Below are 16,501 nucleotides of genomic sequence, written 5' to 3'. Positions count from 1 at the left end.
CGGTCGAGTCGTACCTGAAGGTGAGATTGCCGTCCATTCGGGACGGTTTGAGACGCCGCCGATCCATGACACGTGAACCTATCAGGGGGATCGCACATATGTTCGATTGGATGCATGCGGCGATCGCGATGTCCGTCCACTCAGGTCAGGAGGCGTGGAGAAGAGCGGTTGGCGGACCGTTGTCCGCCAGCGGGTGCGGTTCGTTTGTGAGTGCGGCGAGCGCGGTGGCGACTTCTTCGACGGTGGCGCGGACGTAGGTGGTCGTGGTTCCTGCGTCGCTCTTGCCGAAGTGTCCGGCGAACGCCCGCGCGACGGCGTAGCCGAAGTGGCGCTCGACCCAGGTCAGCGTGGTGTAGCGGATCCAGTGGGTGCTCACCTGCTGAGTTGCGACCCAGGACAGGTGCTTGCCGAGCCGTTGCCACAGGTAGTCGTATCGGCGCCGAGTGATCGGATCGCCGTTGCGGTAGCGCAGGAGCTGCTCGTTGCCGACGGCGCCGCGCTCGTCGCCGAGGACGAGGAGGTGGTTCATCATCGTCGGTGACACGGGCTGCCAGCGCACGGTCCCACCCTTCTCGAAGAGTCTCACCAGGCTCTGGTCGGTGTCGAGGTCGCAGCGCCGCAGCGCGAGTGCGCCGCCGCGGCGCGCGGCGGTCTCGGTGTGGAAGCGGAGCAGGGCGAGGTCGAGCTCGGGGTCGTTGCCGGTCGTGCCGGCGACTTCGTTGATTTCGCGCAGCCGGTTGTCCGGCAGTGCTCGGCGGGTGCTGGCGAGTCGGCGCGGTTTGGCGACGCGTCGCGCTGGGTTGTCGCTTTCGGACATGAGGCGGTCGGCGATCGCGTGCTGGTACAGGCAGCGTGCCGCGGCGATGAGGTGCTCTGCTGCGACCCGGCCGCCGCGGGAGTTCCTGCGGATGAGGGCGTCGGCTTTTGTCCGTTCAGCGAGTTGCTTGATGTCGAGCGGTGTCGGCTCGTCGAGCGGGCGGTCGCCCCACTCGTCGACGATGCGGTTCCAGTAGGTGTTGTAGACGCGCAACGTGCCGGCGGGCGCGGCCTGCGCCACGCGGTCGACGTACTCGCGGATGTTCGGCATCGACGTCTGCGGGGCTTGGTCGAGCAGTTGTTCCGGGGTGACCCCGAGGCGGTTAAGCAGGAGCCGCACCGCCTCGAGGTCGATGTCGGTCACGACGGCTCCCCGCGGGCGAACGCGGCGAGTGCCTGGTCCAGCACCGACGCGGTGCACACGACGAGGAAGCCGTGGGCAGGGGATGCCGTGAGCAGAAGACCGTCGCCCGCACGCAGCTGACAGCGGTGCCGGATCGCTGCTGGTATCCGGACGTGACCCAACTTGGTCACCACCGCGGTGCCGGCAGCGCGACCGAGCACGATGACCTGGCCGTCGAGCACCGTCGGCTTCAACGAGGTAGCCGGCGACCAGCCCAGCATGCGAACCAACGACCTGTCGCCGAGACGACCCCGCGCGTCGATGGTCGTAAATGCGTAATGCGATGAGCTCCGCTGTACTCGCTCGCGTGGACGAGGTATGGGAAGGCCGGCGACCTGGGGCGTACGCGTCGCGCGGCCGGACGGGCTGGCCGCCATTTTCGCGGCGAGCACTTCCACAAGATTCATGCCGCGCGCCCCTGTGTCGACATGTGCACGAGTTCGCGGAAGTCATCGAGCAACAGCGACACGGCGAGGGCGGCTTGGTGCGGGACTACGCCGTTGCCGAGGATGCGCAGGTGGTCAACGCGGAGCAGAGGAAGGTTGATGAGCCACCCCGCCGGGAGGCCCATGATGTGCTCGACGAACGCGGGGGAGAGCACCGGGCGGCCGTGCGTGCCGGGGACGGTTGGGTGTGGAGTTGTCCGGCCCGTCGCGATCTCCCACCGGCTCACGACCTCGGCGTAGGCACGCCAGCTCGTGCGCGAGCGGGGCGGTGTAACGGACGAGTTGCCTTGGACGACCGAGTCGACTTGGGCTTGGAGAAACGTGGCGCTCGTCGGCCCGTGGCAAGCATCGCGTTGATGACGTCGTGCAAGCTCACCTGACGACCGAGGGCACGACGGCGGGCGGGATCGGCGGCCCCGCGGTTGTCGCCGTCGCGAGCTTGAGGCGTCGGGAACAGCGGGCCACGCGAGCAGGAATACCCGTTCGCGGCGGTGCGGGGCGCCGACGTCGCAGGCGCGAACGCTGCGCCAGACCGCGTCATACCCTGCCTCGGCCAGGTCGCCGAGTACGCGGTGGAGCCCGCCGTTGCGCCAGCGGAGCGCGGCGACGTTCTCCACGAGGACGAACTGCGGTCGTAGTATGCGAATGCAGGCCATGACGTCGAGCCAGACTCCACTGCGTGTTCCTTTCTCGATGCCCTTGCGCTGACCGGCGGCGGAGATCTCCTGGCATGGGAACCCGGCGGTGAGGACGTCGACTCGTTCGACCGCGGTCCAGTCGACGAGACGCAGGTCGCCCAGGTTCGGCACGCCGGGCATGCGGACGGCGAGGACCTCGTGGACCTGCGGGTCGTGGTCGGAGCACCACGCGATGCGACCACCACCGAGAGCGGCCAGCACGCCGAGGTCCAAGCCGCCGTAGCCGGTGCAGAGCGAGCCCAGCACCGGTCCTGCGCCGGACTTGACGGACAACTCGGGTGCAACGCGCGTGCTCATGCCGCACGCGCTTCGGCTGCCGCTGAGCGGGACGGGCGAAGTGGTGTGCGGAAGACGAGCACGTCTTCGTGTGCGATGAGGTGGAGGGGTAGTCCGGCCTCGCGCTGTTTGCGGAGGAAGTCGCGTTGGAAGAAGGAACCGCGGGCGACGAAGTCGTGCTCGGCGACCCGTGCCAGCAGAGCGACGCACCGTTCCACCGCAACCAGGCCGGCGTTCTGACCACAGGTCAGGATCTGCGAGGGCAAGTCGATGAGCTCGGCGTGCTCGCGCCACGGCCGGACCGTGATGGCGATGTATCCGCCGGGCCGCAGGAACTCGGTAAGCGCGGCGAGGATGCGGGTGAAGCCGCTGAGCAGCCGGTGGTGCCCGATGTTGGCGAGGTTGCCGCGGTCAAGCGTGCTGCCGTACTGGTGGAAGTACTTCTGGATGCCCTCGCCCGGTGCCACCGCGACCCGGCCATGCGTGGACGGTCCGTACGGCGGTGACGTGACGACGAGTGCGGCCTGCCCACGCAGCTCGGCAGGCAGCAACGTGGACAACTGGCGAGCATCGCCGTGGAAGACCTGGCCGTCGTGCTCGACGCCTTGCTCGGACGCGAGTGCGAGGTTGCTCCTGGCGACGGTGACCCAGTGCGGTTCGTACTCGACGCCCACGGCGCGACGTCCAAGGCGGACGGCCTCAACGAGGGTTGTGCCGATGCCGCACATCGGATCCAGCACGAGGTCGCCCGGCTCTGTGTAGTGGGCGATGGCGTATCGCGCGACATCGGGCAGCATCTTCGCGGGGTGTGCGGTCGACTCGCGGATGTAGCGGTTCTTCCGCTGGGTTGAGGGTGCGGTCTGAGCCGTCGACCACACGGAAACCGGGAGTTCGCTGTTCATCGGATGACCCCCGTTTCGACGACTGCACGGGCGGGCGCTGGCGGGCGAGTGGCGTGGTCGTGCGGCTGGGCGAACACCAGGACGTCCGAGTGGATCCGGACATGCGGCATGGGCAGGCCGCGCACCGCAGAGCGGTGCTCTTCGCGACGGAGTTCCTGTCCGGCGTGGTCGTCCAAATCCACCTCGAACCGGCCGCTGCCGATCGGGGCGTGCACCGCGACGACGTGCTGGAGGTAGAGCAGGTCGGCGTACTGGGCACTGGTGACGAGCTGACCGGTGTGGTCGGTCAGCTCACCGCCGGAGGAGTCGGTGTGCGTCAACGCCACGAAGATGCCGCCCACTCGGAGCAGCTGTGCGGCGGTGAGCGCCGCCTGGTCCGCGAGCTCCGCACGCGTCAGCTCGGGCGACGCACTGGTGACGACCAAGTCGGCGAGCGAAGTCGGTTCAGGCTCCACATCGGACTCCGAACCCAATCGACGACCGAGGCGGTTCACGACCTCGATGGCTGTCGCAGTGGAGGTGGGGCTGGTCGGCCAAGGCAGGACGACAACTCGGTCGCGAGGACGGCTGAACGCGCGGACCACCTGCTCGACGAGACGGGCCGGCCACTCTTCGTCGAGCGGAACCTGTGTGGGACCGCAAGCCCACACGGTCGCCGGCGTCGGGCTTGCCGTTGCCGGAGACGAACGCCTCTTCGGCCGGGCGGGGCTGACCCTGCTGACGTTGGGCGCGGTCGGGTAGGGCCTGCGGTGGTCGTGAGGCCGGCCGGCAGCAGGTGCTGACGGCGGTCGTGTGCCAGGGGGATTGCTGGATCGCGTCACGGATCCTCCAAGTTCGGGGATGACGACTCATCGGCGAGTGACACCCCTGAACTCCCAATGCGGATCCAGTTCGGGACGGACGAATTCTCGGTGGCCAGAAGGCGGCTCGGTGAGCAGTGACCGATCGGGTACCAAACAGGTACCGCGCCGCTAAATCGCTGGTAGGCACGCTGCACGCCCTATCAGCGTGCTCGGCCACTTGGGCCCGCGACGGCGCACGTGAATGTCTTTGGCAAGAGCTGTGTCACTGCCAGGTCAGAGTTCGGTAATGGTCGACGTGGCGCCCTGACGGAGCCGGTTTCCCGCTTCGTCAGGAGTTCCGATGCTCCCCAGAAATTGCCCTGGTATCACTGCCGACTCCATGCCGCTCGACGTCGTGCGCTCGGCTTTCGCGTGGCTCGTCACGGGCCCTCACCCGGTGTCCGTCGACGGGCGCCTGTTTGACGGGTTCCCCGATCGCTGGCTTCGACTGGACGAAGTCCGTGATCTCCTGTTGCGGCGCACGTGCCCGCAGGATGTGCGCGATGCCGTGTGGACTCACCTCGTCCGTCGCGCTCGGACCGAAGGTGCCACGTGGACTGTCGCGTGTGCCGGGATTGCGTTGCCGGCGCTCCTCAACATCGCGTCAAAGCTGACGGCTCGGTTCGCCGACGATCCGAGCGACATCCACAGTTCGGTGCTCACCGGGTTCCTCGCCGAGCTCACCACGGTCGACATCACACGTCCGCGCGTCATGGTGCGGCTCCGCTGGGCGGCCTATCGCGCTGGACACGCGGCTCTGCGTGAAGCGCTGGACACGCCGGCTCCGTCAGCCAACGCCATCGCCTCGGCGTCTCCCGTCACGCCGTCGGGACATCCGGACTTCGTCCTTAGCCGTGCGGTCGAAGACGGTGCGATCTCGTCGGGCGAAGCCGACCTCATCGGGCTGACCAGGCTGGAGAAGGTACCGCTGGCCGTGGTCGCCGAACAGCGCGGCGCGAGTTACGAGGCCACTAAGAAGGCACGGCAGAGGGCCGAACGTCGCCTTGCCTTCTACCTGCGCGACGACGACGCGGTGTCCCCGAACAGTTCCCGATCCGGAGTTCAGGGGTGCGAGAGGCGGTCGGTCGCCTCCGCGCACACCAGTTCGCCCGACGAGCCCGCGCCGCCGTCGAGCACAACTCCGGAGGTGCCGCGATGCGCCTGAACCGTTCGATCCGCAACAGCAGCCAGGTCCTCATCCTCATCGAGTTGGTCATTTTGCTGCTGGTCGTCACCACCTCGACCGCGTCCGCGCAGACCGTGCACGTCGTCGCGCTCGCGTCCACGTTGAACGAAGTCCTCACCAACATCCGCAACTGGATCATCGGCATCGCTGCCGCCATCGCCACCGTGTGCTTCTCGATCGGTGGGTTGCGGCTCCTCATCAACGGATCGGAGCCAGGCGAGGTCGACAAAGCGAAGGCCTCGTTCAAGTCCGGTGGCGTCGGATTCGCCATCGCGATGCTCGCGCCGTTGGTCGTCGCGATCCTCAAAACGCTGATCGGAGACCGGTGATGAACGCGGTCTCCGCATCTACACGACTTTCTGCAACCAAGCGGATCGCGTGGGCTGTGTTCGGTGCGCTCGCCGCGGTGCTCAGCGTCGGGATCACCTCGGCCGCTGCGGAACCGCCACCGCCAAGCCCGAGCACGACGACGACCAGTCCGCCGACGACTTCCGCACCACGTCCGCCAACGCCGCCTGCTCCCGGGCGAGATGAATGCGGGATCACCGATGTCGGTGCGTGCGTGTCGGAAGGCATCACGAGCTTCTTCACGGCGCTGGTGGTAGGTGCGCTCAACCCGCTCCTGCAGACGGTCGGCGAGACGTTGTTGGCGACACCCCGCCTTGACCAGGTCCCTCGCATCGCCGAGTTGTGGGAGTCGTCCCGCGGAATTGCGGTGGCGAGCTATGCCCTGCTCGTCATGGTCGCCGGGTTGATCCTGATGACGTACGAGACCTTGCAGACCCGCACCACGGTCCGCGAGATCGCGCCACGCATCGTCGTCGGATTTCTCGCCGCGAACCTGTCCTTGCTTCTCGCTGGCCGCGCCGTGGAGTTCGCCAACGCGCTGTCGTACGCACTCGTCGCCGGTGGAGTGGACCCGGCCGCGGCCGCTCAGCAACTCGCCGGGATGTTTGCGAACACCGTGACGAGTGCAGCAACCGGCGGAAGCATCTTCAACCTGCTGGTCAGCCTCGGCATCATCGTGTTGCTGGTGGCGCTGCTCGGCACCTACGTCGTACGGGTCGCGGTGACCGCCTTGCTCCTCGCCGGCGCTCCTCTCTGCCTTGTCCTGCACGGCCTGCCGCAAACTGACGGCGTCGCGCGGTGGTGGTGGCGCGCGTTCGGCGGCGTGCTCGCGATTCAAGTCGGGCAGTCGCTCGTCCTCATCGTCGGGTTGCGCGTTCTGTTGTCCGACGGCGGCTTCACCGTCTTCGGTCCCAGCCAGGACAGCACCTTGAACCTCATCATCACCGGTGCTCTGCTGTGGATTCTGGTCAAGATCCCGAGCTGGGTCATGCAACGTGTCCAGCTCGGCGGCGGCCGTACCTTCCTGGGCTCGTTGGTTCGCGGCTTCGTCGCCTACAAGGCCTTCGGTTTGCTTCGCGGAGGCACTGGTAACTCCGCGTCCCCGGCCGACATGCGCGTGAGCCGGACACCCGCAGGGCCGCCCGATCCCTACTCGAAGGTCAAGACGACTGCGTCCGGCCAGTACGTGCTGCCATTGCCAGGGCTGAAGCGGCACCCCAAGCAGGCCCAGGTACCGGTGACGCCGTCGAGCGGTGGAGCAAGGAAGCCCCAGGGCCGACAACTCGCCCTGCCGTTCGAGAAAGGTTGGCCCTCGGATCGGCCCGTGCTGACCCGTAGTGGCCAGTACCGGCTTCCCATCGAGGTTCCACGGGTGACTCCGGACGGACCAGCGACACCGGGTCCGGCACCTGCGCCTCGACGTGATCCGGGCAAGCAACTCGAGCTCCCGTTCGACCCGTACGAAGGCATCCGGCCTGCACGGAGCGGTCAGTACGCGCTGCCGCTGGACGCCGCACGCGTTCCGAAGCGACCGGTGCCTCCTGCCGTCACGCGGCCTCGATGGGCTGCGGGTCGAGTGCATCAACCGGAGCTTCCCTTCGACCCCTTCGCCGGGAATCGTCCGCAACGCGACGGCCAGTACGCGCTGCCTCTCGAAGGGGTGGCACGTGTCGCGCCGCCACCGACTCCGAAACCGTCGACGTCTCCACGCCGAGCACGCTCGCGCCAGTTGCGTCTCCCTCTTGAGCTGCCTGCCCGTGCACCGCGCGGTGGCAAGCCTCCTACGGACGGTGCCTCGTGACGCGACCTGTGCGAATACCCGCTGACGTCGACCGGCCTGACCGCATCCTGTTCGGTCTCACAGGACGTCAGCTCACCATCCTCACGACGACCGGCTTGGCCCTCTACGTCGTGTGGGCGCTCACGCAGCAGATCGTCCCGTTGCCGGCATTCTTGGCGCTCGCGCTCCCGATCGCGACGGCCTCGGTCGTGCTCGCCCTCGGTCAGCGGGACGGGGTTCCACTGGACCGACTGCTCTGGGCCGCGATCCGACAGCGCCTGACGCCGCGACGGCACGTAGCCGCGCCGGAGGACGTCTCGTCCACACCGGACTGGATCGTGGCCAGCGTGGAGTCCGGCGCTGACGAGATGCGCGCGTCGTCCCCGTTGCGATTGCCGGTGGAAGACGTGACGCCGACAGGTGTGGTGGATCTCGGAACGGATGGCCTGGCGCTCGTCGCCGTTGCCAGCACCGTCAACTTCGCTCTTCGAACTCCGATGGAGCAGCAGGCCGTGGTCTCGGGGTTCGGCAGGTACCTGCATTCGCTCACAGGCCCCGTGCAGGTGCTTGTGCGGGCACACCGGCTCGACCTCACCGACCAGATCGCCGAGCTGTGCGACTCCGCGGGAGGACTCCCACACCCGGCACTCGAGCGGGCGGCACGCGAGCACGCTGACTTCCTCGAAGACCTGGGTACGGGAACGGAGCTCCTGCGCCGACAGGTCCTTCTGGTGCTGCGCGAGCCGTTCGGCATCGCCCAGGAAGCCAGGGGCGTGCTGCCGTTGCTCCGCCGCCGGGGAGGCCCGGAGGTGGAGGAGGGCGCACGACGCGCTGCCGAAGCGCGATTGGTCCGGCGGTTGAACGACGCGATCGACCTGTTCACGAGCGCTGGCGTCGTCATCACCCCGCTGGACGCAGGCCAAGCGACCGCAGTGCTCGCGGCGGCCTGCAATCCCGACACCCTCCTGCCCCCGTCCGCCGCGCTCGCCACCGCGAGCGAGGTCATCACGACCGCATCCGACTACGACTGGGAAGAGGCGCGATGATCAACGCAATCGCTCCGGATGCCATCTCGGTGGACACGAGGCACCTGCGGTTGGGCGGCGAGTGGGTCGCGAGCTTCGCTGTGACCGGTTTCCCCCGCGAGGTCTATCCGGGCTGGCTGTCGCCGCTGCTGAACTATCCCGGACGGCTGGACGTCTCGCTGCACATCGACCCCGTCGACCCGGTGACGTCGGCGGCTCGGCTGAAGAAGCAACTCGCGCGGCTGGAGTCCGGCCGCCGGCACGACGCCGAGCATGGTCGGCTTCCCGATCCGCAAGCCGACATCGCGACCGCGGACGCGCACGACCTTTCTGATCGCGTGGCTCGTGGGGAGGGCAAGCTCTACCGGGTCGGTCTGTACCTGACCATCCACGCCGGCGGTGAGCGGGAACTGGCGGACGAGGTGGCCGCGCTCCGGTCGTTGTGCGCGAGCTTGCTGCTCGATGCCAAGCACACGACGTACCGAAGCCTGCAGGGCTGGGTGTCCACGCTGCCGTTGGGCATGGACCTGATCGGGATGCGCCGCACCTTCGACACGAGTGCACTGAGCGCCGCCTTCCCGTTCACGTCGCCGGACCTGCCGGCACCTGACCCGACGAGCGTCGCGGCGCCGTCCGGTGTGCTCTACGGCTACAACATCGGCTCGCAGGGCCTGGTGCACTGGGACCGCTTCGGCGCCGGGATGCACAACCACAACTCCGTGATCCTCGGGCGGTCCGGCGCGGGGAAGTCCTACCTGGTCAAGCTCGAACTGCTCAGGTCGCTCTACCGCGGTGTCGAGGTCGCGGTCATCGACCCCGAGGACGAGTACGTCCGGCTCGCCACCGCGGTCGGCGGTGTCCAGGTGCGGCTCGGCGCTGACAACGTGCGCCTCAACCCGTTCGACCTGCCCATGCACACGCGCGCCGACGGCCACCGTTCCGCGCCGCGTGACGCGCTGCAGCGACGTGCCCTGTTCCTGCACACCGTGATCGCGGTCCTCATCGGACGCGAACTCGACGCGGCCGAGCGGGCGGTACTCGACCAGGCCATTGCCGCCGCATACGAGTCGGTGGGGATCACCTCGGACACTCGAACCTGGTCGCGGCCGGTTCCCACGTTGCGAACGCTGCGCGACGTCCTCAACGGGTACGGCGACAAAGTGGCCGCCGATCTTGCAGCTCAGCTCCGCCCGTATGTCGAAGGCGCGTTCAGCAGGCTCTTCGACGGACAGACCACGACGCATCCCGAAGGCCACCTGATCGTGTTCAGCCTTCGCGACCTCCCGGACGAGTTGAAGAGCGTGGGAACGGTTCTCACGCTGGACTCGGTGTGGCGGCGCATCACCAATCCGGCGATCCGCCGGCGGCGACTCGTCATCGTGGACGAGGCATGGTGGCTCATCAAGGAGCCGGCAGGAGCGGCCTTCCTGTTCAAGACCTCGAAGGTCGGCAGGAAGAACAACGCCGGTCTCACCGTCGTCACCCAGGACGCGCTGGACGTCGTCGGCAACGAGACCGGGCAGGCGGTGGTGGCGAACGCCGAGACGCAAATCCTGCTCCGCCAGGCACCCCAGGCGATCGAGAAGCTCGCACAGCTCTTCCACCTCTCAGAAGGCGAACAGGAGTTCCTCCTGTCCGCAGACCGAGGCCAGGGACTGCTGTCGACCGGGACTCAGCGCGTCGCGTTCCACAGCATCGCGTCACCGGCCGAGCACGAGTTGATCACCACAAACCCTGCGGAGCTGCAGGACGAGCTCGACGACGCGGAAGCGGCATACGTCGACATCGACGAAGCCGAGGTGTCGTGATGACGAGCAACTGGGTGGACGACTACCTGACCGATCCAGGCACGGGCCTTGGCGACTTCCTCTCCGACCTCCAGAACTGGGCAATCGCTTCCGGACCTGAGCTCGCACCAGCTGCGGCTCTGGGTGCTGGTGTTGTGCTCGTCGGCCACCACGCCTGGCGGCGACGCTGCCAGACGCGTCTCGCGGCTGACGGCAGGATGGTCACCGTCCTGGTCCCGCCACAGCCGGATCCAACCGGCGGCGTCGCGCTCTGGTCCCACCTCGTCGGGCTCCTGCGTCCGGCTTGGCACCGGGTGCTCACCGGCCAGCCGCACCTGGCCTTCGAGTTCACGTTCTCCCAGGCCGGAGTGGGCATCCGGTTGTGGGTGCCCGGTGCGATTCCGCCGGGGCTCGTTGAACGCGCCGTGGAGGCCGCGTGGCCGGGCGCGCATACGAGCACGACACCAGCCGAACCTCCTCTTCCGCTGGCCGGTCCTGGTGAGCGACTGCTGGCTGCCGGAGGAGAACTGCGCCTCGCACGCGCAGAGGCGCTGCCCCTCCGCGTCGACTTCGCCGCGGATCCCCTTCGAGGACTGCTCGGGGCGCCGGTCGGCCTGGGGAAGGACGAACACGCGTGCGTGCAGGTACTCGCCCGACCAGCCACCGGGCGTCGTCTGGCGCGAGGCCGGCGTGCGAGCCGGAGCGGGACGAACCTCGCCGGCCACCTGCTTGACCTGCTCACGCCCTCGTTGAGGATCTCGCGGAGGGGACCCGGTACCCGGACCAACCATGCCGCTCCTGAGTACCGGCTCGAGTTGTCGAGCCAGCAGCGGGCGTCCGTGAACAAGCAGCGCAGCAGCCAATTCGAGGTCGTAGTGCGATACGGCGTTTCAACGCTGCTCAGCGCCGATGCCCCAGAGGCTGACGTACGTCGTGCGAAAGCTGCGATCCGCGGCCGTGCTCATGCCTTGGCCACGACCTTCGCCACCTTTACCGAGCACAACCACTTCAAGCGCAGGCGTCTGCGCCGGGTGCCCGAGGCGCTCGCCGACCGCCGACTTGGTCGAGGAGATCTGTTTTCGGTTCCCGAGCTCGCGGCCGTCGCGCACTTGCCGACCGACGACACCCTCCCAGGCATTCAACGCGCCGGTGCCCGAGCAATCGCTCCACCACCAGGCATCCCCGCTACCGGTCAGGACATCAAGCCGCTCGGGCTGACCGACAGCGGCCACAGCAGGCCGGTCGGTCTCCGCGTGGCCGACGCCCGTCACCACATGCACGTCATCGGCGCCACCGGCTCCGGCAAGTCCACCTTGCTGGCCAGACTGGTACTCGCGGACGCCGAAGCAGGACGTGCCGCGGTCGTCGTCGACCCGAAGGGCGACCTCGTCACCGACCTCCTGTCGCGGTTGCCAGCTGCAGTCGCGGACAAGGTGGTCCTCTTCGACGCGGACTCCAAGCACCGGCCGCCCTGCCTCAACCCGCTGGACGGAGGCGACCCTGACCTCGCGGTCGACAACCTCGTCTCGATCTTCCGTCGGGTGTACTCGGCGTTCTGGGGGCCACGCACCGACGACGTCATGCGCGCCGCCTGCCTCACGCTGCGGCTGACGGACGGCGTGGCGACGCTCGCGGACATCCCGAAGCTGCTCGCCGATCCCGCCTACCGCGCCAGGACGACCGCCTCCGTCGCGGACCCGGTGCTGCGCGGGTTTTGGACCTGGTACGACGATCTCAGCGATGCGAGCCGATCGCAGGTGATCGCACCGCTGATGAACAAGCTCCGGGCCTTCCTGCTGCGCAGGTTCGTACGCGACACCGTGGCCGCAGGCCGATCCACGGTGGACATGAAGGAGGTGCTGGACAACGGCGGCATCTGCCTCGTCCGCATCCCCAAAGGCTCGCTCGGCGACGAAACCGCGAGGCTCGTCGGCTCGATCGTGGTCGCCAACGTGTGGCAGGTCGTTACGGCTCGGGCCCGCACGCCGCAGCGCGACCGGCGCGACGCGACCCTCATCCTTGACGAGTTCCACAACTTCCTGAACCTGCCGTACGCGGCCGAGGACATGCTGCCCGAGGCGCGTGCTTTGCGGCTATCACTGGTGCTGGCGCATCAAAACGGCTCCCAGCTCCCTCGTGAGCTGCAGGAGAGCATCTCGGCGAACGCCCGGAACAAGTTCTTCTTCAACGTCAGCCCTGAAGACGCGCACCTGCTGTCCCGGCACACCGCGCCCCGGATCTCCGCACACGACCTGTCGCACTACGACGCCTTCCACGCCGCGGTCCGCCTGGTGGTGCACGGAGCGGAGACCGAGCCCTTCACGCTCGTCACCGAGCCGCTTCCTCCCGCTGTACCGGGACGCAGCCGGGTGCTCCGGGCCGCCGCACGCAACAACCAACGACGGCAGCCGGCAAGTGCCGAGACAAGACCCGGTGATCGAGCCGCGTCACGTCGGACGTCGGATCCGCGACGCAGCGACACGACAAGCTGACCAGGGGAGTACGCATGCTTGCCGCACCCACCCCACAACGAAGCCATCGCGCGCCGAAGCAGGCTCGACCGGCACCTCGCGTGGCGAACTCCGCAGCCCACCAAGCGGTGTTGTCGGCCAGGCTGACTCCCCGGGACCGGTGGATCATCAGCATGCTGTGGGAGCACCGCGTTCTCACCTCGGAGCAGATCACGTCGGTGGCGTTCCCGTCCTACCGCTCTGGACGACAGCGCCTTCGGGAGCTCTACCTCTGGGGCGTCGTCGACCGCTTCCAGCCGTTCACGCCGACCGGAAGCGCGCCCATGCATTACGTCCTCGCGCCCGCCGGCGCCGCGGCGTTGGCTTCGCAGCACGGCTTCGAGGTGAAGGACCTCGGCTACCGGCACGACCGGGCTGTCGGGATCGCCCACAGCCTGCGGCTGGCTCACACCGTGGGGGTGAACGAGTGGTTCGTCGGACTCATCGCGGATGCCCAGAGACATGGCGCGTTCACCATCGACGCGTGGTGGTCCGAAGTCCGTTGCGCGAGGCTGTTCGGCGACCTCACCAGACCGGACGGGTACGGCCGCCTCGGCCGCGGCGGCAAGCTCGCCGAGTTCTTCCTCGAGTTCGACCTTGGAACAGAGCCGTTGACCAAGGTCGTCGCCAAACTCGGGGGCTACAGCGCGCTCGCCGACAGCTCCGGCATCTCGACCCCGCTGCTGTTCTGGTTTCCGACTACGCGCCGCGAGGCCAACGCGCGGAGGCAGCTCCTCGCGGCGTGGCGCGAGCTCGACAACCCGACCGCCCTGCCGGTTGCCACCGCGGCAGCCAACCTCCTGGAACCCGTAGACGAGGCGAGTCCTGCGGACGCGGCCTGGCTGCCGCTCGAAACCCGCTCGTCGAGCCGGGCGCCTCTCCACGAAGTGCTCCCGACATGCCCGCGTCCTGCCGCGTCAGCAACGGACGCGCCGTCGATTCTACCTCCACCGGACCCGATGCCGCCTCCAGCCTCGCGCCCTGCGGGTGGTGCCGGATGATGGCCAAGCTCGGCGCGGCCGTGGGCGCGGTGCTGCTCGTCGCCGTGCTCGCGGCAGCGGGAGTGATCAACGCGGTGTCCAGGCTGTTCGGCACGTCCTCGTCCTCGCACGTGAACTGCGTCAAGCCGGTCGGGGACATACCGCCGACGTTCTGCGCGCCCTACGTCGCTGCGGCGCGGGTCTGTCCTGGGCTGGACTGGAGTGTTCTCGCGGCCATCGGCAAGATCGAAACGGATCACGGGCGCCTCGACGCTCCCGGTGTGAGCAGTGGCGAGAACTTCGCCGGGGCCGGCGGCCCGATGCAGTTCCTCGAGCCGACCTTCGCAGGTGTCCTCGCACGCCACACGCTCCCGCCCGGCGGTGCAAGACCGCCCTCGCGCTACAACCCGCACGACGCGGTGCACGCGGCGGCCTTCTACCTGTGCGACTCGGGAGCTCCGGGGGACCTGTACAAGGCGATTTTCGCTTACAACCGCGCCGACTGGTACGTCCGCGACGTGCTCGCTCAAGCTCGGAAGTACAGCGAGGCGGCAAGCCAAGGCACAGGCACCTGCGTCGAGGTCCGCGCGGCTACGCCGGCAGCTCGCATCGCGATCGAGTTCGCGTGCGGGCAGCTTGGCCTGCCCTACGTCTGGGGCGGTGACGGAGAGGCCGAGGGCGGGTTCGACTGCAGCGGGCTCACGAAAGCGGCTTACAGCGCTGCTGGCATCGAGTTGCCTCGCACGGCGCACACCCAGCACGACGCCGGGCCGCTGGTTCGGTCCGGGGAAGCGCTTTTGCCGGGGGATCTGGTGTTCTACGGCACGCGGAGCGACATCCACCACGTCGGCCTGTACATCGGTGCGGGACAGATGATCCACGCGCCTACGTTCGGGCAGGTCGTGAAGATCGGCCCGTACCGCTGGACCGGTGACGACTACTACGGGGCGACGCGGCCGCACAGCGCCGTGTCTACATGAGACAGAGGTTCTTCTGACAGCGGCTTGACTTCTCGTGTTGAAGGAAGCGTTCATAGTCCTGTAGCCGATCTGAGCGTTAGCGCGCCGCAGGCTGAATGCAAGCCCTGGCCAGGGCATGACCACGAATCCAGGTCCACGAAACGGAGACCGTCATGCCCAGCAAGAACCGATCCAGTGCGACAACCAAGATCGACACTGACGGCGATGCCGCAGCACCCGAAACGGCCGCGAGCAAACTACGCGCTGCGCTGGTCGCCGCACCGGGTTCCACAGCCGTTGGTCTGGCCGTCAGCATCGGGATCAACAAATCCACCGCCGGGAAGATTCTGGCGCGCTGGGAAGCCGATGGGACGGCAGTACGCACGACGCGCGGGGTCGTCGACGGCCGACGTGCTGGTGACCTGTGGTCCGCTGTTGCTGCGGATGTGCTGGCAGCACCGGACGTGGTCGAACCTGAGGCAGCGGAACCGGACGAAGTAGTACCGGATCCGGTCACGGAACCTGAGGTGGCCGAGATCGCGGTCCCCGCGCGCGAGCCGTTCGGCCCGCTTCCGGGAGGGCGGCTCAAGCCCGGTGCGCTGCGGGACATGACGGAGACGTTTCTCCGCGTGCATCCCGGTGAATCGTTCGGGCCGACCCACATCGGCAGGGCGCTCGGACGTTCCCAGGGCGCGGTGAACAACGCGCTGGAAGCGTTGACGTCGGCAGGAACCGTGGTGAAGACGCAGGAGGCACCGAAGCGGTTCGCGATCGCGCCCACCGCCGTGAACTAGGAAGAACATCCTGTAGTGAAAGTCGTTGCCGGGCCTCATGGTTCGGCAACGACTGCTTCGGCGCTCTGTCGGAAGCGAGCAGCCAGGGAGAAGAAGGCCGACCGGCGACTCCAGGTCGTCGGTCGGGTGAAGCTGGGTGCTGGAATTCAGTTCATGGACGGACCAGCAGCAGGATGTGTGGTCTGGCACTTGCCGTCGCACGGGACGTCGCACTCGCTGGTGAGCAACGGGCAGTCGTACCTGTGCGCCTTGGTGAGCAGCACGCTGCCGTCCGGCCTGTCGATGACGCGGAACGGGCCGCCGTTGGCCTTCGCCCATCGGATGTCATCGGGCGTGATCACGTGTTCGCCCGTGCTGCCGTACGCCACGGCCAACAACGCGCCGACGACGTCCAGGACATGCTCGGGAAGGATGATCGTCTTGACGAGGATGGTCTTGACGCGCTGCATGAGGTGATCCGCGAGCGGTTCCAGTTCGGTCTTGACGTTGATGTGTTTGAACGGCGTCGCCGTGCGGTCGAACCAGCAGTCCGGGTGATGCATGACGAGAGGCGTCCAACTCATGTCGCCGTTGAGGACCTCGGCCGCGGCGAAGCACGGTTCCGGCTTGGTCTCGCGATGGACCCGAACGCGGACCGTGTGTGGGCCGAGATGCACGATCCGCATCAGCGTGTAGTAGTTGTCGGTCGCGCTGATGCTCTCGTCGACGACGTCGTGAGGGAATGGCGTACTCATATCGACCTTCCGTTG

General features: G+C 67.9%; 16 protein-coding genes. 9 read left to right on the top strand and 7 right to left on the bottom strand.

What is annotated here, in order from left to right; genetic code table 11:
- Positions 1-145: 145 nt before the first annotated feature.
- From AB0A63_RS00170 to AB0A63_RS00150, 5 genes are all read right to left on the bottom strand, one after another.
- Positions 146-1,180 (bottom strand): site-specific integrase, encoded by a 1,035-nt coding sequence (locus AB0A63_RS00170; protein WP_360383384.1) that lies wholly within the window; start codon positions 1,178-1,180, stop codon positions 146-148.
- On the bottom strand, positions 1,177-1,440 hold the full coding sequence (locus AB0A63_RS00165) for a hypothetical protein (protein WP_360383382.1): 264 nt from the start codon (positions 1,438-1,440) through the stop codon (positions 1,177-1,179). Before AB0A63_RS00165 ends, AB0A63_RS00170 begins: the two co-directional genes overlap by 4 nt.
- 182 nt (positions 1,441-1,622) lie before the next feature.
- Positions 1,623-2,660, bottom strand: coding sequence for a DNA cytosine methyltransferase (locus AB0A63_RS00160; RefSeq protein ID WP_360383379.1), 1,038 nt, complete (start codon positions 2,658-2,660; stop codon positions 1,623-1,625).
- A complete protein-coding gene (locus AB0A63_RS00155) occupies positions 2,657-3,541 on the bottom strand; it encodes a DNA methyltransferase (RefSeq protein ID WP_360383376.1) in 885 nt (294 codons plus the stop codon). Before AB0A63_RS00155 ends, AB0A63_RS00160 begins: the two co-directional genes overlap by 4 nt.
- Positions 3,538-3,966 carry a hypothetical protein gene (locus AB0A63_RS00150; protein WP_360383374.1) on the bottom strand — a complete coding sequence of 143 codons (429 nt, stop codon included), beginning with the start codon at positions 3,964-3,966 and terminating at the stop codon, positions 3,538-3,540. The genes AB0A63_RS00155 and AB0A63_RS00150 overlap by 4 nt, the downstream gene beginning before the upstream one ends.
- Positions 3,967-4,723: 757 nt before the next feature.
- Between AB0A63_RS00150 and AB0A63_RS00145 the strand changes: the two genes are divergently transcribed.
- Positions 4,724-5,548: a hypothetical protein gene (locus AB0A63_RS00145; RefSeq protein WP_360383371.1), complete on the top strand. Its 825-nt coding sequence runs from the start codon at positions 4,724-4,726 to the stop codon at positions 5,546-5,548.
- Positions 5,539-5,898, top strand: a complete 360-nt coding sequence (locus tag AB0A63_RS00140; protein WP_360383369.1) for a pilin — start codon at positions 5,539-5,541, stop codon at positions 5,896-5,898. The genes AB0A63_RS00145 and AB0A63_RS00140 overlap by 10 nt, the downstream gene beginning before the upstream one ends.
- Here AB0A63_RS00140 and AB0A63_RS00135 read toward each other — a convergent pair.
- Complete coding sequence (locus AB0A63_RS00135; RefSeq protein WP_360383367.1) at positions 5,873-6,160, bottom strand: hypothetical protein; 288 nt, start codon at positions 6,158-6,160, stop codon at positions 5,873-5,875. The genes AB0A63_RS00140 and AB0A63_RS00135 overlap by 26 nt on opposite strands.
- On the opposite strand from AB0A63_RS00135, the gene AB0A63_RS00130 reads away from it, so the two are divergent.
- The 7 genes from AB0A63_RS00130 to AB0A63_RS00100 all read left to right on the top strand — a co-directional run bounded on the left by AB0A63_RS00130 (position 6,132) and on the right by AB0A63_RS00100 (position 15,752).
- Positions 6,132-7,718 carry a hypothetical protein gene (locus AB0A63_RS00130; RefSeq protein ID WP_360383364.1) on the top strand — a complete coding sequence of 529 codons (1,587 nt, stop codon included), beginning with the start codon at positions 6,132-6,134 and terminating at the stop codon, positions 7,716-7,718. The genes AB0A63_RS00135 and AB0A63_RS00130 overlap by 29 nt on opposite strands.
- Positions 7,715-8,743: a PrgI family protein gene (locus tag AB0A63_RS00125; RefSeq protein WP_360383361.1), complete on the top strand. Its 1,029-nt coding sequence runs from the start codon at positions 7,715-7,717 to the stop codon at positions 8,741-8,743. Before AB0A63_RS00130 ends, AB0A63_RS00125 begins: the two co-directional genes overlap by 4 nt.
- Positions 8,740-10,530 carry an ATP-binding protein gene (locus tag AB0A63_RS00120; RefSeq protein ID WP_360383359.1) on the top strand — a complete coding sequence of 597 codons (1,791 nt, stop codon included), beginning with the start codon at positions 8,740-8,742 and terminating at the stop codon, positions 10,528-10,530. The genes AB0A63_RS00125 and AB0A63_RS00120 overlap by 4 nt, the downstream gene beginning before the upstream one ends.
- Complete coding sequence (locus AB0A63_RS00115; RefSeq protein ID WP_360383357.1) at positions 10,530-13,001, top strand: type IV secretion system DNA-binding domain-containing protein; 2,472 nt, start codon at positions 10,530-10,532, stop codon at positions 12,999-13,001. The genes AB0A63_RS00120 and AB0A63_RS00115 overlap by 1 nt, the downstream gene beginning before the upstream one ends.
- Before the next feature lie 152 nt (positions 13,002-13,153).
- Positions 13,154-14,020, top strand: coding sequence for a replication-relaxation family protein (locus tag AB0A63_RS00110; RefSeq protein WP_360383355.1), 867 nt, complete (start codon positions 13,154-13,156; stop codon positions 14,018-14,020).
- Positions 14,017-14,979: an NlpC/P60 family protein gene (locus AB0A63_RS00105; protein ID WP_360383353.1), complete on the top strand. Its 963-nt coding sequence runs from the start codon at positions 14,017-14,019 to the stop codon at positions 14,977-14,979. The genes AB0A63_RS00110 and AB0A63_RS00105 overlap by 4 nt, the downstream gene beginning before the upstream one ends.
- Before the next feature lie 152 nt (positions 14,980-15,131).
- On the top strand, positions 15,132-15,752 hold the full coding sequence (locus tag AB0A63_RS00100; protein WP_360383350.1) for a hypothetical protein: 621 nt from the start codon (positions 15,132-15,134) through the stop codon (positions 15,750-15,752).
- 146 nt (positions 15,753-15,898) lie between these two features.
- On the opposite strand, the gene AB0A63_RS00095 is transcribed toward AB0A63_RS00100, so the two are convergent.
- Positions 15,899-16,486, bottom strand: coding sequence for a hypothetical protein (locus AB0A63_RS00095; RefSeq protein ID WP_360383347.1), 588 nt, complete (start codon positions 16,484-16,486; stop codon positions 15,899-15,901).
- Positions 16,487-16,501: the final 15 nt, after the last annotated feature.

The sequence above is a fragment of the Lentzea sp. NPDC042327 genome (genome assembly GCF_040647275.1).
In the GTDB taxonomy this organism is placed as follows: Bacteria; Actinomycetota; Actinomycetes; order Mycobacteriales; family Pseudonocardiaceae; genus Lentzea.
Note: the sequence above shows the minus strand (reverse complement) of the source record. Positions and strands in the feature narration are given on the sequence as shown.